This window comes from Thermoactinomyces sp. CICC 10521 (genome assembly GCF_016055135.1).
GTDB classification, from domain to species: Bacteria; Bacillota; Bacilli; order Thermoactinomycetales; family Thermoactinomycetaceae; genus Thermoactinomyces_A; species Thermoactinomyces_A daqus.
In genome coordinates, this window is sequence record NZ_JAECVZ010000009.1 from 111,630 (window position 1) to 126,872 (window position 15,243).

The following is a 15,243-nucleotide window of genomic DNA, read 5'->3' on the forward strand; positions in this document are numbered from 1 at the left end:
AATTCATCTCTTGACGGTTCGTTTGCGGGCAACTCCGGGATGATCACGTAATCATCCTTTTTTCTTTTCTTTATTCGGAAATTGAACCAAGGGTATGCTATACTTAAGGGACTTGGCACAGGAGGGTGACATCATTGAGAGTAGATGGTCGCGCATATGATGAATTGAGAAAAGTATCGATGGAAAAAGATTTTATTAAAACAGCGGAAGGTTCTGTTTACATAACTGTGGGGGACACGCGCGTCATTTGTACTGCCACTTTGGAAGACCGGGTTCCCCCGTTTTTGCGAAACTCCGGCAAGGGCTGGATCACGGCCGAGTATTCGATGTTGCCCCGCGCGACGCAGACACGGACCATTCGTGAAGCGAGCAAGGGGAAATTGAGCGGGCGCACGATGGAGATTCAACGTTTAATCGGGCGCGCTCTTCGTTCGGTCGTCGATCTGGAAGCACTCGGCGAACGGACGTTGTGGCTGGATTGCGATGTGATTCAAGCCGATGGAGGGACGCGGACTGCTTCGATCACCGGCGCTTTTGTCGCCATGGTTTCGGCCCTTGCCCCGCTGGTGAGAAACGGGACGTTGAAATCCCTGCCGGTCAAAGACTTTTTGGCTGCTACAAGCGTCGGCGTGATCGGGGAACATGCCTGCCTCGACTTGTGCTATGAGGAAGATTCGTCTGCGATTGTCGATATGAATATCGTGATGACGGGCTCCGGTCAGTATGTGGAAATTCAGGGAACAGGTGAAGAAACGCCGTTTTCCGCCGAGCAGCTTGCCGAATTGCTCTCCCTCGGCCAAAAAGGAACGTCGGAACTGATCCGCCTGCAAAAAGAGATTTTGGGAGAAGATGCCGAGCTGGTCGGAGCAGCCCAAGTCAAAAAAGAGGCTTCGGAAAAAGCGTAAAAATGGCGTACAGCAACTGCCGCTTGCCCATGACGAACCCGTTCATGGGCATTTCCATGTTTGATGCGGGAGGAAACAACATGAAAAAACGCTGGGTTTATCCTCACATTACCATCGCCACCGGAAATAAAAATAAGCTGAAACAATTTGCCGAACTGTTTGCCAAACATCTCGGGCTTGAGGTTAAAGGTTTGGCCGATTATCCTGATATGCCGGAGATTGTGGAAGATTGCGACACGTTTGAAGGAAACGCGATCAAAAAAGCGGAGACCATATCCCGAATGTTAAATATTCCGGTAGTGTCCGATGATTCCGGGCTGGTCGTTCCCGCCTTGGGAGGGGAGCCGGGTGTTTACTCGGCACGTTACTCCGGACCGGGAGCGACGGATGAACAGAACAACCTCAAGCTCCTGGGCAAGATCCAAGCCATACCGCCCGAGCGAAGAGAAGGGTTTTATGTCTGCGCGATGGCCCTGGCCGTTCCGGGAGAAAAGACCGAAGTGGTCCGCGGGGAATGCCGGGGAAAAATCACAGACCAACCGCGCGGAGAATGGGGTTTCGGTTATGATCCTCTGTTTTACTTCCCCGAAAAAGGGAAAACGATGGCGGAACTGACAAATGAAGAGAAATTTGCATTCAGCCACAGGGCCAGGGCGACTGAAAAATTGATCGCCTTATTGAAAGAGCGTTATCTGTTTTCATGAACATTGCCGACAGGAGGTTGATGTCCGGATGAAAGTCCTCATTGTCAGCGACTCCCACGGGAAAGGAAAATTGCTGAATCAGATTGTGGAGCGCGTCAAGGCGGATCATGTGATCCATTGCGGCGATTTTTGCACAGACGAGAAACAGCTGCCCGCTTGCTCGTTAACCGTGGTTCGTGGAAATTGCGATTGGGAACAGGTTCCCATGGAACAGATCTGGAAGCGGGACAGCCTCACGTTTTTTGTGACACACGGGCATCGTTATCAGGTGAAAACCACTCCGCTGCCTGTTCGCTACCGGGCACAAGAGCTTGGAGCGCAGATCGCCTGTTTTGGTCATTCTCACTTTCCCTTTTGCGAAAAGGTGGGAGACGTATTGCTGATTAACCCGGGAAGCATTACCCTTCCGCGCGGTTTTCCCTTTCCGACCTATGCTGTGCTCACAAAAGAAAAAGATCTGTTGACTGTCACTTATTACAAGACGGACGGCACACCGACCCGCCAGCGCGGCTTTAAGGGACGTCTGGACTGAATAAAAACGAGGAGCAGGGCAAATCCTGCTCCGCCTCTCTAACGGTAATGACTTCGTTTCGATTTTTTGCAATAACTGGTTTGATTGCCTGTAAAAATTAAAAAATGGGTCTTGACGAAATGTATTGGTTTGGTATATGATAATTTTGCTATCGCAATCAACAAGTTGTGTCCCAGTAGCTCAGCTGGATAGAGCAGCGGCCTTCTAAGCCGTCGGTCGGGAGTTCGAATCTCTCCTGGGACGCCAAAACATGTCGCTTAAAAACGCCTGTCTTGATCGATTCGGTTAAGGGAGGCGTTTTTTCGTGCTGGTGTTATTTCCGGTTTTCACTCAAAGATCCGGGTTACTGGCCTGCGATGCATTCTTTCAGCTGATTTGGGCAAACGTTATATTTTTTAATGGTCTGAAAATAAAATCAAATCGAATGAGGGTGAATCGTGTGGCGGTGATTGCCGCGATGTTGGTGCTTGGTTCCGGTTTGGTCCATTCTCTGTGGAATCTCTTTGCGAAAAAGAGTATCAATAAGAATGCTTTTCTGTGGTACTGTCAGTGGGTGGCGATCGTTCTCTTTTTTCCATGGGCGATTTTGGACAACGGCGGTTTGCCGGACCAGAAGACGGCGTATCTCTTTCTTTTGATGTCCATGTTATTGCACGGGCTGTATGTCGTATTGCTGGCAAAAACCTATACCATCGGGGATTTGTCCCTGGCTTACCCTGTTATGAGGGGAACAAGCCCTTTATTGGTCCCCGTCATCGGTACTCTTTTTTTGCATGAAAGCCTCTCTGCCGGGAGCTGGATCGGTTTGGGGTTTATTCTGTTTGGGATCATGTTCCTCGGTGGCAGAGGAGGGAAAAAGAATTCGGATCATCCGCTGAAGGCCATATTGCTGTCTTTGGGAGTCGGTGTCTGCATTGCTGCTTACATCATTGTCGACAAGCTGACTTTAACTTATCTTTCACCTGTATTTTTAAATATGGCGACGAATGTCGGGAATATGCTTGCGCTGTCCCCGGTGATCATCAGACCTGACGAACTGAAAAAGGAATGGGTTGCCAACCGGAAGACAATTTTGCTGGGAGGAATCTTGGCTCCGGGAGGATATTTCCTGTTTTTGTTTGCCTTGTCCCTGGCGGAGGTGGCACAACTGGCCCCGATGAGAGAAATCGGCACGGTTTTCGGCACGGTTCTCGGGATCCTCGTTCTCCGTGAACGGCATGGTTTGCGGCGGATGGCAGGGTCGGCCATGATTACCCTGGGAGTGATCATGCTCGGGGTCTGGGGATAAATCTGATTTTGGGAGTTGTTGGTGCTTTACACCTGGGTGTGCATGGTTTAACATAGAAGCAGTTGCTTTCATACATAGTGAGTGAAGCATGGTCCCCCGGGCGGGATTTTTTCCTGTGGCAGGGCTCTTTCTTGCAAAGTGTTATCGCTGTGTTATAATGAAAGGGTTATTGCGGGAATAGCTTAGAATCGGACTGATTCATCTTAATTTATAGATTGACGCAGGAGGTTACCGTTGATGAAGGCAAGTTGGGAAAAAACTGAAAAAAATCAGGGTGTTTTGACTGTAGAAACCGATGAAAAAACAGTTGCGGAAGCATTGGATCAGGCATTTAAAAAAGTAGTGAAAAAAGTAAGTGTGCCAGGATTCCGGAAAGGAAAAGTTCCCCGTCCCATTTTCGAAAAGCGTTTCGGTGTGGAAGCTCTTTACCAGGATGCGCTCGACATCCTGCTCCCGGAAGCTTATGAAGCTGCGGTAAAAGAAACGGGAATCGAGCCGGTGGATCGTCCGGAAATCGACATTGAGCAATTGGAAAAAGGGAAATCTTTGATTTTCAAGGCGACCGTTACGGTAAAACCCGAAGTCAAACTGGGTGAATACAAAGGATTGGAAGTCGAAGAAAAAGACTTCTCCGTAAAACCGGAAGATGTGGATGCCGAACTGGAACGCATGCAAAAACAGCAAGGCCAGCTTGAAGCGATTGAAGACGGTGCGGTGGAAAAAGGCGACCGGGTGATCATCGATTTCGAAGGCTTTGTTGACGGAGAAGCTTTTGAAGGCGGAAAAGCGGAAAAATACACGCTCGAAGTGGGTTCCGGCACGTTTATCCCCGGTTTCGAAGATCAGCTGATCGGCATGAAGCCTGGTGAAGAAAAAGATGTGGAAGTAACATTCCCGGAAGATTACCACGCCAAAGAACTGGCCGGCAAACCGGCGGTATTCAAAGTGAAACTGCATGAGATCAAACGCCTTAACCTTCCGGAACTGGATGATGAATTCGCACAGGATGTAAGCGAATTTGATACATTGGCAGAATTGAAAGCCGATATCGAGAAAAACCTGAACGAAAAAGCGCAACAAGAGAAAGAAAATTACATTCGCAACGAACTCGTGGAATTGGCGGCCAAAAATGCCGAAATCGAGATTCCGCAAGTGATGATTGACCATGAAGTGGAGCATATGCTTCGCGACTTTGAGCAACGTTTGATGTACCAAGGTCTCAATCTGGAAATGTACGCCCAATTCACCGGACAGGATCAGGATGCCTTAAAAGAACAGTTCAAGGAAGATGCTGAAAAACGGGTTCGTGCCAACCTCGTGCTGGAAGCGATTGCCGCAGCTGAAAAAATCGAAGTGACGGAAGATGAGATCGAACAGGAAATCAAAACGATGGCCGAGCAAATGGGTCGCGAGTTGGAAGAGGTTCGCAAACTCGTCGAACAACAAGGCGTCATTGATTCCGTGAAAGAACAACTTCGCGTGAAGAAAACGATCGATCTACTTGTATCTAACAGTAAAAATAAGGCATAATGGTTATAGGAGAGCAAAAAACGGGGCACGTGAAAAACGTGCCTTGTTTTTAAAATAAGAAGCTCCGAAATGAGGTGTTTTCGATGCCTTTGGTGCCAATGGTCGTGGAACAAACGAACCGTGGAGAACGGGCATATGATATCTATTCCCGTTTGCTGAAAGACCGGATCATCTTTCTGGGAGGCCCGATTGACGACAACATTGCCAATTTGGTAGTTGCGCAAATGCTCTTTTTGAGTGCGGAAGACCCAGAGAAAGACATTCATTTGTACATAAATTCTCCCGGCGGATCTGTAACGGCTGGAATGGCGATTTTTGACACGATGAACCATATCGGCCCCGATGTTTCCACCATTTGTGTCGGGCTTGCCGCCAGCATGGGCGCTTTTCTTCTCGCCGCCGGTACGAAAGGGAAACGTTTTGCCCTGCCCAACAGCGAAGTGATGATTCACCAGCCGCTGGGTGGTGCGCGCGGGCAGGCATCGGACATAAAAATCCACGCTGACTGGATTTTGCGGACCAAAGATCAGATCAACCGCATTTTGGCGGAGCGCACAGGACAACCACTGGAAAAGATCGCCCGGGATACCGATCGCGATTTCTTCATGACCGCACAGCAAGCAAAGGAGTACGGGATTGTCGACAAGGTGATGACGACCAGTGGAAAGGGGTGAGAGAGTTGTTCAAATTTAACGAAGAAAAAGGACAACTAAAATGCTCGTTTTGCGGAAAATCTCAGGACCAGGTGAGAAAATTGGTCGCCGGTCCGGGTGTATATATCTGCGATGAATGTATTGAACTGTGCAATGAGATCGTGGAGGAAGAATTGGGCAACGAAGAGGAAATCGATCTGCAAAATCTGCCCAAGCCACAAGAAATCTGCAACATTCTCGATCAGTATGTGATCGGGCAGGATAAGGCCAAAAAGGCGCTTTCCGTAGCCGTTTACAATCATTACAAACGGATTAACTCTTCTCAGAAGGCCGATGATGTGGAACTTTCCAAAAGCAACATCCTGATGGTCGGTCCGACGGGGAGCGGGAAAACTCTGTTGGCGCAAACCCTTGCCCGCATCTTGAATGTTCCGTTTGCGATTGCCGATGCCACTTCGCTTACCGAAGCGGGTTATGTCGGTGAAGATGTGGAGAATATCCTGCTCAAGCTGATCCAAGCTGCCGACTATGACATCGAAAAAGCGGAGCGCGGGATCATCTACATCGACGAGATTGACAAAGTGGCCCGCAAGTCGGAGAATCCGTCAATCACCCGTGACGTTTCCGGCGAAGGAGTTCAACAGGCTCTGCTCAAAATTCTGGAAGGCACGGTGGCCAGCGTTCCCCCGCAAGGCGGGCGCAAACATCCGCATCAGGAATTTATCCAAATCGACACCAGCAACATTTTGTTTATCTGTGGCGGAGCATTTGATGGTCTGGAAACGATCATCAAGCGCCGGATCGGCAAAAAGGTAATCGGCTTTGGCATGGATCATCAGAGCGTCAACATGAAACCGGGCGAATTCTTGAAATTGGTATTGCCTGAAGACTTGCTGAAGTTCGGTTTGATTCCGGAGTTCGTCGGACGGCTGCCGGTGATCTCCGCACTGGAACCGCTTGATGAGACGGCGTTGGTTCGCATTTTGACCGAACCGAAAAACGCGCTTGTGAAACAGTACCAAAAACTTCTCGAAATGGACAACGTCGAGTTGAAATTTGAGACGGAAGCGCTGGAAGCAATCGCTCAGGAAGCGATCAAAAGGAAAACAGGTGCGCGCGGATTGCGGGCCATCATCGAGACCATTATGCTTGATGTCATGTTTGAGCTTCCTTCCCGCGAAGATGTTCTTCAGTGCCAAATTACCAAAGATACCGTCTTGCATGGTGTGCCGCCCAAATTGATGACAAAGGAAGGCCGCGTCATCAACAGCAAAAAAGAAGAGACGGCGTAACGAAATTGTTGGCATCTGCCGGGATTGGGCGGATGCTTTTTTCTTTCGTTCATGGTATGTTAAAATGTAGTGGTTTCAGGTCAAATCATGAGCAGTTCTCCGGCAAAGCGGCAGAGCTGCTCTTTCGGTTAACAAAGAGGTGGAATTTTGCATGCTACAAGTATCGGTTATTGATCGAGACCATTATTTAAATTTTGTGGAGACAGAGCCTTATAGAAACTTTCTGCAATATCCCTCATGGGCCGATTTGAAGGCAGAATGGAAATGGGCCAGCGAGTTGTTGGGATGGTTTACCGGGGACGGACAGATGGTTGGCGGAGCGCTTGTCCTTTATCGGAAAGTGCCGGGATTAAACAAATATTTGGCATACATACCGCGGGGACCGATGATCGATTGGTTCTCCAATCGCAAATTGAGCGAATGGTTTGAGCCTCTTCTCAGCCATTTAAAACAACGCCATGTTTTTACTGTGAAGATGGACCCGCCGCTCGTGCGAAAGAAGTGGTCCAGCCAAACGATCATGCAAGCGATTCAGGAGTTTCAGTCACATGGATTAAAAAACCGAAAATTGACCGATATTCGACCTGATCAGATCTTTAATGATGTGGAATATGTACAGCAGGAATTGGCCGAACTCGGCTGGAGAAAAAATGAAGGACAGGACAGTTTTGATACGGTTCAGCCGCAATTTGTCTTTCGTTTAAACATGAGGGGAAAATCCTTGGAACAAGTCTATTCCGGATTTTATCCCGCATGGCAAAACAAGATTCATCAAGCGGAACAGGAAGGAATTCATGTTTACCTGGGAACCGAAGAGGATTTGCCGCAATTTCACCATTTGCTGCGAAGCACAGCAGAGCGGGAAAAATCTCAGGTGCGGGGTCTTTCCTATTTCGAAAGAATGTTTGAAACCCTGATTATGGAGAATCCTTACCGCGTGCGCCTGTACTTGGCCCGCTTGGGTGAGAGAATCTTGAGTGCCTCCCTCGCGGTCAGGGTAAACGGGCACACTTGGGACCTCTATAATGCCCGTCACGGCGAATCGCTCGCGGATCCGGCCAGTGTTTATCTGCGCTGGAAGATGATTCAGGATGCTTATCAGCAGGGGGATCGCCTCTTTGATTTCCGTGGAATCAGCACCGTTTTGGATGAAAATAACCCCTTGTTTGAATTATTGCATTTCAAGTTGGGTTTCGGCGGGGAAGCTTGTGAATTGGTCGGAGAATGGGATTATCCGGTTATTCCGATGTTGTATTGGGCTTTTGATATGTATATGAAAAAAAGATAAAGCCGCTGGTTCATTTTGGCTTGGCCCGAACGGATGATTATCCCCCTTTCCTGACGGTCATAATACAAGATAAAGTATTGGACTTTGCAGGAACAGGAAAGGGATGGGCTAGATGAGTTGGACTGCATTACTCATGTTTTTACAGGTTTTCTTTTCCATCATTATCGGCATTTATTTTTGGAACCTCTTAAAAAGCCAACAAACCAATCGAAGTGCATTGGATAAAGAAGCACGCAAAGAAATGGAAAAGTTAAAGTCCATGCGCCAGATTTCTTTGTCTGAGCCTCTTGCCGAAAAGACGCGTCCGGCAAAAGTGGACGAGATCATCGGACAGGAGGAAGGAATTCGCGCCTTAAAAGCAGCACTGTGCGGCCCGAATCCCCAGCATGTATTGATTTACGGCCCGCCGGGAGTGGGAAAGACAGCGGCCGCCCGGGTGATCTTGGAGGAGGCGAAAAAAAGCAGCGTATCGCCGTTTAACAGCGACTCCAAATTTATTGAGATCGATGCCACCACCGCCAGGTTCGATGAACGGGGCATCGCCGATCCCCTGATCGGTTCCGTGCACGATCCGATTTACCAGGGAGCGGGGGCGATGGGGATGGCCGGTATTCCCCAGCCCAAACCCGGAGCCGTAACCAAAGCGCATGGCGGCATTCTGTTTATTGACGAAATCGGGGAGCTGCATCCCATTCAGATGAACAAGCTGCTCAAAGTGTTGGAAGACCGGAAAGTGTTTTTGGAAAGCGCGTATTACAGTTCGGAAGACAGTAATACCCCCACCCACATCCATGATATTTTTCAAAACGGATTGCCGGCCGATTTCCGCCTGATCGGGGCGACAACCCGCACACCGGAAGAAATTCCGCCGGCGATTCGTTCCCGTTGCATGGAAATATTTTTCCGGCCGCTTCTGGCGACGGAAATCGAAAAAATCGCCACCCAGGCGCTCGAGCGCATCCGGTTTGGTTATACACCCGAAGCGATTTCCGTTATCACCAAATATGCGATGAATGGCCGGGATGCGGTGAACATTGTGCAAACCTCAGTGGGACTTGCCATGTCGGAAAACCGTTCGCGGGTGGAAGCGGATGATGTGGAATGGGTGGTGAACAGCAGCCAGCTGAACCCCCGTCCAAATCAAAAAATGCCTCCGACCGCCCAAGTGGGGCTGGCAACGGGACTGGCCGTGTACGGCCCGCATCTGGGCACGGTTTTGGAAATTGAGGTTTCAGCTTCTCCCGCATCTCCCGGGAAAGGAACGATTCGAATCACGGGTGTTGTGGAAGAAGAGGAAATGTCCAGCCAGCAGCGGACATTGCGTCGCAAAAGCATGGCTCGCGGGTCGGTGGAAAATGTGATCACTGTGTTGCGGACCACAGGCGTACGTCCGGAAGATTATCATTTGCATATCAATTTTCCGGGTGGAATCCCATTGGACGGGCCGTCTGCGGGGATTACCATGGCGACCGCGATTTATTCCGCGATCAAAGGAGTCCCCGTTGACAATCAATTAGCGATGACCGGTGAACTCAGCATTCACGGATATGTGAAACCGGTCGGCGGAATTATTGCCAAGGTGGAAGCGGCCAAACAAGCCGGGGCGAAACGGGTGCTGATCCCGGCGGAAAATATGCAGGCCATCTTTAAGAAGATGGAAGGGATTGAAGTGATTCCTGTCGAACGCATTGAGTCGGTATTGAAGTTGGCTTGCGTTCAGAAAGAGGAGACAGAAGTGACAGACGCGGGTGAGGAAGAGAGTATGGGAGAAACATCAAGCCTGTTTACTCCTACGTCTGCGCCTGTATAAAAAGGAACTGATGACGGAGTCACCTTTTGCCCTGTTTCCCTGCCGATCTTGAGGGAATCCGGCATGAGCAGGATGTCATAGACAAAAGAAAACGAATAGGATAAAATCGAACAAAGCTGCAATCAGTTCCTTGTTGACAGCAACGGAGGTGCATATATGGCTGTAAAAGAAGAGGAACGTACATTGCCTTTACTCCCGTTACGGGGACTTATCGTTTTCCCTACTATGGTATTGCATTTGGATGTAGGAAGGGAACGTTCGGTTCGGGCTTTGGAAAAGGCGATGGTGGACGATCATAATCTCATATTGCTCGCGACGCAAAAAGAAGTTCATATAGAAGAGCCAACCCCAGAAGATATATATCAAATAGGAACGGTTGCAAAAGTTCGCCAAATGCTTAAACTTCCCAACGGAACGATTCGCGTGCTCGTCGAAGGCTTAAAGCGGGCGCGTATCGAAGAATTTGTCGGCGATGATGAGTGTTACATTGTTCGCTACCTCGAACTTGAAGGTGAGGATGAGGGCGGACAGGATATCAAAGCGCTGATGCGCGCGGTATTGGACCATTTTGAACAATACCTTCGTTTGTCCAAAAAGCTCTCGCCGGAGATCTATTCTGTTGTCGTCGATATCGAGGAACCCGGCCGCCTGGCTGATGTGATCACTTCCCATCTTCCTCTCAAGATTGCCGATAAGCAGACGATTCTGGAGGAGACGAACATCCAGGCCAGGTTGGAAAAGCTTCTTTCCATCATCCACAACGAAAAAGAAGTGCTGGAACTGGAGAAAAAAATCAGTTCCCGTGTCAAAAAACAGATGGAAAAAACGCAAAAAGAGTATTACTTGCGTGAACAGATGAAGGCCATTCAAAAGGAACTCGGAGAAAAAGAAGGACGCACCGGCGAAGTGGAGGAACTTCGCGAGAAACTGGCCGAATTGAAAGCAGACGACTCAGTAAAAGAGAAGATCGAAAAGGAAATCGACCGCCTGGAAAAAATTCCGACCAACTCAGCAGAAGGCGGTGTGGTTCGCAATTATATCGATTGGTTGCTGGATTTGCCCTGGCAAAAAGAGACAGTGGATGATCTGAGCCTGGACAAGGCGGAAAGAATCCTGGACGAAGATCATTACGGTCTGGAAAAGGTAAAAGAGCGGGTATTGGAGTATTTGGCGGTTCAACAGATGGTGAAAAAATTGAAGGGGCCGATTCTCTGTCTGGCCGGACCTCCCGGTGTGGGAAAAACCTCGCTGGCCCGGTCGATTGCCCGGGCGCTGAACAGGAATTTCGTTCGCATTTCTCTCGGAGGAGTGCGCGATGAAGCGGAGATTCGGGGGCATCGCCGTACCTATGTCGGTGCAATGCCGGGCCGGATCATTCAGGGAATGAAACAGGCAGGAAGCAGCAACCCCGTTTTTTTGCTCGATGAAATCGACAAAATGTCGATGGATTTTCGCGGAGATCCTTCGGCAGCCCTTTTGGAAGTGCTCGATCCCAATCAAAACCATACATTTAGCGATCATTATATCGAAATTCCGTTTGATCTATCCAAAGTGATGTTTATTACGACGGCCAATGCGATTCATAACATCCCCCGTCCGCTGCTGGACCGGATGGAGGTGCTGTATATCTCCGGCTATACCGAAATCGAAAAGGAAGAGATCGCGAAAAAATACTTGCTTCCGAAACAACTGGAGGAACATGGTTTATCCAAAGAACAGTTGCAAATCCAGTCCGGCGCCGTATTAAAACTGATCCGTAACTATACGAGAGAAGCCGGTGTCCGAAATCTCGAACGGGCCATCGGAACGCTTTGCCGCAAAGCAGCGAAGCACATCGTCGCTGGCGAGAAGAAGAAAGTGGTCGTGACAGCGCGAAATATCGAGTCCTACCTGGGACCGGAAAAATTTCGCTACGGCCGGGCGGAAGAAACGGATCAGGTCGGTGTGGTTACCGGATTGGCCTGGACGGAAGCGGGAGGTGACACCTTGTCTGTCGAGGTGACCCTTTTCCCGGGAAAAGGAAAGCTGACTTTGACCGGTCAGCTGGGCGATGTGATGAAGGAATCCGCACAGGCGGCGTTCAGCTTTATCCGGAGCAGAGCTGAAGAGCTCGGAATCGACCCGGAATTCCATGAAAAAAATGATATTCATATCCATATCCCTGAAGGCGCGATTCCTAAAGACGGCCCTTCCGCCGGCATCACGATGGCTACCGCATTGGTCTCTGCTTTGACGGGCATCCCCGTTTCGCGCGATGTGGCGATGACGGGAGAGATTACCCTGCGGGGAAGGGTTCTCCCCATTGGCGGCTTAAAAGAAAAATCATTAAGTGCTCACCGCGCCGGCATCAAACATGTGATTTGTCCGCAGGATAATGAAAAAGATCTGCAAGATATACCAAAAAGTGTCCGCAAGGACCTCAAATTCACGACGGTCAGTCACATGGATGAAGTGCTGAAGTTGGCGTTAGTGAGGGATCCTTATGCTGGTAAAAAAAGCTGAGTTTGTGATCAGCGCCGTCAAACCGGCGCAATATCCCGAAGACGCCCTGCCGGAAATCGCTCTGGCCGGGCGTTCCAATGTGGGAAAATCTTCGTTGATCAATTGTTTGATCCAACGAAAAAATCTGGCGCGTACCAGTTCCAAACCGGGAAAGACGCAAACGATCAATTTTTATCGCATTAATGATCAATTGTACTTTGCCGATGTACCGGGATACGGCTTTGCCCGGGTGCCGAAAAGCGTTCGCCAGTCGTGGGGAAAAATGATGGAGACCTACCTGACGGGGCGCGAAACCTTAAAAGGCGTGATTCAGGTGGTCGATTTGCGTCATCCGCCGACAGCAGATGATCAGAATATGTATCAATATTTGAAGCATTTTGGCATTCCGGTTATCGTTGTGGCCACCAAAGCAGATAAAATTTCCAGAGGAAAATGGCAAAAGCATATAAAAGCAGTGAGAGAAGGACTGGAGTTGCATCAGGGCGACCCGTTGCTTCTGTTTTCATCCGAAACTGCATATGGTAAAGAACAGTTATGGAAAGAAATAGAGAAATGCACAGGAAACAGCGAAGGCTCATGATAACAGGATGCTGTGCACAGGAAAGGGTGGGAGTGGATGGGAAAGAAAATCCGTGTGGCCGTACTGTTTGGGGGAAAATCAGGAGAGCATGACGTCTCTTTGTCTTCTGCCGCATCGGTGATTAAAGCCATCGATCCGGAAAAATATGAGGTGATCCCCATTGGAATCACCCGGGAAGGCCATTTTAATCCGGGAAAAAAGTCTCTTCCCATGTTGCAGGGAAAATTGGAGCCGGAAAAAATTGAACAGATCGGCAGCAACCTTCCACAGGTGGTTGAAGATGCCGGGACTGACCTCGACTTTTTCGGCCCGGGAAAAATTGATGTGGTTTTTCCGGTTCTTCACGGTACATTCGGAGAGGATGGAACGATTCAGGGGATGATGGAAATCGCCCAAATCCCGTATGTTGGTGCAGGTGTGCTTGCCTCCGCCGTCGGGATGGATAAGGAATTTTCCAAAAAAGTGTTTGCCGTCGAAGGTCTTCCCCAAGCCAAATATCTGGCCTTCCTGAAATCCGGATGGGCAAAGCGGAAAGAGGAATGGATCGCGAAAATCGAAGAAGAACTGGGGTACCCCTGTTTTGTGAAACCGGCAAACCTCGGTTCCAGTGTCGGCATTTCCAAGGTGAAAAAACGGGATGAACTGATTGAGGCTGTTGAACTGGCCGGACAATTTGACCGAAAAATCATTGTGGAAGAGTTTATCCCTGCCCATGAAGTGGAAGTGGCCGTGTTGGGAAATGACGAGCCGAAAGCCTCGGTTCCGGGGGAAATCGTCTCTTCCAATGAATTTTATGATTACCGGGCAAAATATGTGGACGGGAAATCGGTGATGCGCATTCCCGCCGATTTGCCCGGGGAGGTTGCCGAAAAGCTTCGCGATTTGGCCATCCGTGCTTTCAGGGCGATTGATTGCAGCGGGTTGGCACGAGTTGATTTCTTCATCCGCAAAGATAACGGAGAAGTATTAATCAACGAAATCAACACTATGCCCGGTTTCACCCCTTTCAGCATGTATGCCAAGCTGTGGGAGCATTCCGGCATCAGCTACAGTGAACTGATTTCCCGCTTGATTGAACTGGCGCTGGAACGGTTTGAAGAGAAGAAGAATTTAATCACTTCCTTTGAGGTGAAGTGAACGAAAAGGCTGTTGGCAAAGAAGGTCAACAGCCTTTTTTTGTCGAAAAATATTTGTATATTTGTATAATTTAATTCGGTTTAGACAACAAGAAGGGAGCATCAAAATGTTTGGAACAATGAGGCTGGCAAGATCCTTGGCGATGATGGCTCTTGCGGTTTTATTCTCTTTTTTGGTCATGCATGGATCGGCCCAAGCCTACACCGGGAAAATTCTGTTTGATCAAGGGCATGGTGAAACGGCGGGAAATGCGGATTGGACCATTAACGGGGCCTATTCGGAATTGGCGGATGCCTTGCGGAGCGATGGTTATACCGTGGCCTCAACCGCTTCCTCACTGACGGATACCTTGCTCAGCCAGTATGATGTATTGGTTTTGCCGGAGCCGAATATAAACTTCAGTTCATCAGAAAAATCGGCCATCATCCGTTTTATCCAAAACGGAGGCGGGGTCTACTTCATCGCCGATCACAATAACTCCGACCGGAACAATGACGGTGTCGATTCGGTCGATATCTACAACAGCTTTGTCAATACGCTCGGTTTCACATTTAACTATGCTTCGCTGTCAAAGGATCCCATTACCGATATACGCAATTCTCCCGTCACTTCCGGCGTCTCTGCAGTCGGGTGCTGGGGTGGTACGACAATCAAAGTCGGGACAAGCAACAGCAGCATCGTAAAAGATATCTATCTGAACGCTGATCCGTTTCATATCCACGGTTCCTATGGCAATGGCCGTTTTGCGGCTCTTGGTGACTCCTCCTTGTATGATGATGGCACAGGGAATCCCGGTGACAGCTTACACCCGAACTGGTACGATTATGACGATTCCATCCTGGCTGTAAATACGATTGAGTGGCTGGCAGGGGATCGCTGAGACAAAGAGCAATAACGAGTAAAAGCCCGGTGATCCGGGCTTTTACTGAGGTTGTTGACAAAGAAGGTCAACAGCCTTTTTTGTTGAAAAGGTATAAAAAAACATTCCGAAGGAAGGTTTCTATGTTCAGGACGAATTCATC

General features: G+C 49.2%; 13 protein-coding genes and 1 tRNA gene. All 14 read left to right on the forward strand.

Translation table 11 applies throughout. The annotated features are described in order from the left end of the window. The first annotated feature begins 134 nt into the window (after positions 1–134). The 14 genes from rph to I8U17_RS08760 all read left to right on the forward strand — a co-directional run bounded on the left by rph (position 135) and on the right by I8U17_RS08760 (position 15,101). The gene (gene rph, locus I8U17_RS08695) at positions 135–905 is read left to right on the forward strand and encodes a ribonuclease PH (protein ID WP_033099252.1); all 771 of its coding nucleotides are present in this window, start codon (positions 135–137) and stop codon (positions 903–905) included. A gap of 80 nt (positions 906–985) precedes the next feature. After that, positions 986–1,609: an XTP/dITP diphosphatase gene (locus I8U17_RS08700; protein WP_198059287.1), complete on the forward strand. Its 624-nt coding sequence runs from the start codon at positions 986–988 to the stop codon at positions 1,607–1,609. A 28-nt stretch (positions 1,610–1,637) separates the two neighbouring features. Then, positions 1,638–2,141, forward strand: a complete 504-nt coding sequence (locus I8U17_RS08705) for a metallophosphoesterase family protein (RefSeq protein WP_033099251.1) — start codon at positions 1,638–1,640, stop codon at positions 2,139–2,141. Between the two features lie 169 nt (positions 2,142–2,310). Beyond that, positions 2,311–2,387, forward strand: a tRNA-Arg gene (locus tag I8U17_RS08710). Between the two features lie 193 nt (positions 2,388–2,580). Next, on the forward strand, positions 2,581–3,429 hold the full coding sequence (locus tag I8U17_RS08715) for a DMT family transporter (RefSeq protein ID WP_198059288.1): 849 nt from the start codon (positions 2,581–2,583) through the stop codon (positions 3,427–3,429). A 237-nt stretch (positions 3,430–3,666) separates the two neighbouring features. After that, on the forward strand, positions 3,667–4,959 hold the full coding sequence (gene tig / locus I8U17_RS08720; protein ID WP_033099250.1) for a trigger factor: 1,293 nt from the start codon (positions 3,667–3,669) through the stop codon (positions 4,957–4,959). Between the two features lie 83 nt (positions 4,960–5,042). Continuing rightward, a complete protein-coding gene (gene clpP / locus I8U17_RS08725; RefSeq protein ID WP_033099249.1) occupies positions 5,043–5,633 on the forward strand; it encodes an ATP-dependent Clp endopeptidase proteolytic subunit ClpP in 591 nt (196 codons plus the stop codon). A gap of 5 nt (positions 5,634–5,638) precedes the next feature. Beyond that, entirely contained in the window at positions 5,639–6,904 is a 1,266-nt protein-coding gene (clpX, locus tag I8U17_RS08730; RefSeq protein ID WP_198055044.1) for an ATP-dependent protease ATP-binding subunit ClpX, read from the forward strand. Between the two features lie 151 nt (positions 6,905–7,055). Further along, positions 7,056–8,192, forward strand: a complete 1,137-nt coding sequence (locus I8U17_RS08735) for a lipid II:glycine glycyltransferase FemX (RefSeq protein WP_198059289.1) — start codon at positions 7,056–7,058, stop codon at positions 8,190–8,192. 112 nt (positions 8,193–8,304) lie between these two features. Next, positions 8,305–10,002: an ATP-dependent protease LonB gene (gene lonB / locus I8U17_RS08740; RefSeq protein ID WP_033099246.1), complete on the forward strand. Its 1,698-nt coding sequence runs from the start codon at positions 8,305–8,307 to the stop codon at positions 10,000–10,002. A gap of 156 nt (positions 10,003–10,158) precedes the next feature. Further along, on the forward strand, positions 10,159–12,504 hold the full coding sequence (gene lon / locus I8U17_RS08745; protein ID WP_033099245.1) for an endopeptidase La: 2,346 nt from the start codon (positions 10,159–10,161) through the stop codon (positions 12,502–12,504). Continuing rightward, the gene (gene yihA, locus I8U17_RS08750; RefSeq protein ID WP_198059290.1) at positions 12,485–13,084 is read left to right on the forward strand and encodes a ribosome biogenesis GTP-binding protein YihA/YsxC; all 600 of its coding nucleotides are present in this window, start codon (positions 12,485–12,487) and stop codon (positions 13,082–13,084) included. The genes lon and yihA overlap by 20 nt, the downstream gene beginning before the upstream one ends. 36 nt (positions 13,085–13,120) lie before the next feature. Further along, positions 13,121–14,221, forward strand: a complete 1,101-nt coding sequence (locus tag I8U17_RS08755; protein WP_198055041.1) for a D-alanine--D-alanine ligase — start codon at positions 13,121–13,123, stop codon at positions 14,219–14,221. A gap of 106 nt (positions 14,222–14,327) precedes the next feature. Further along, entirely contained in the window at positions 14,328–15,101 is a 774-nt protein-coding gene (locus I8U17_RS08760) for a Gldg family protein (protein WP_052153866.1), read from the forward strand. Positions 15,102–15,243 lie beyond the last annotated feature (142 nt).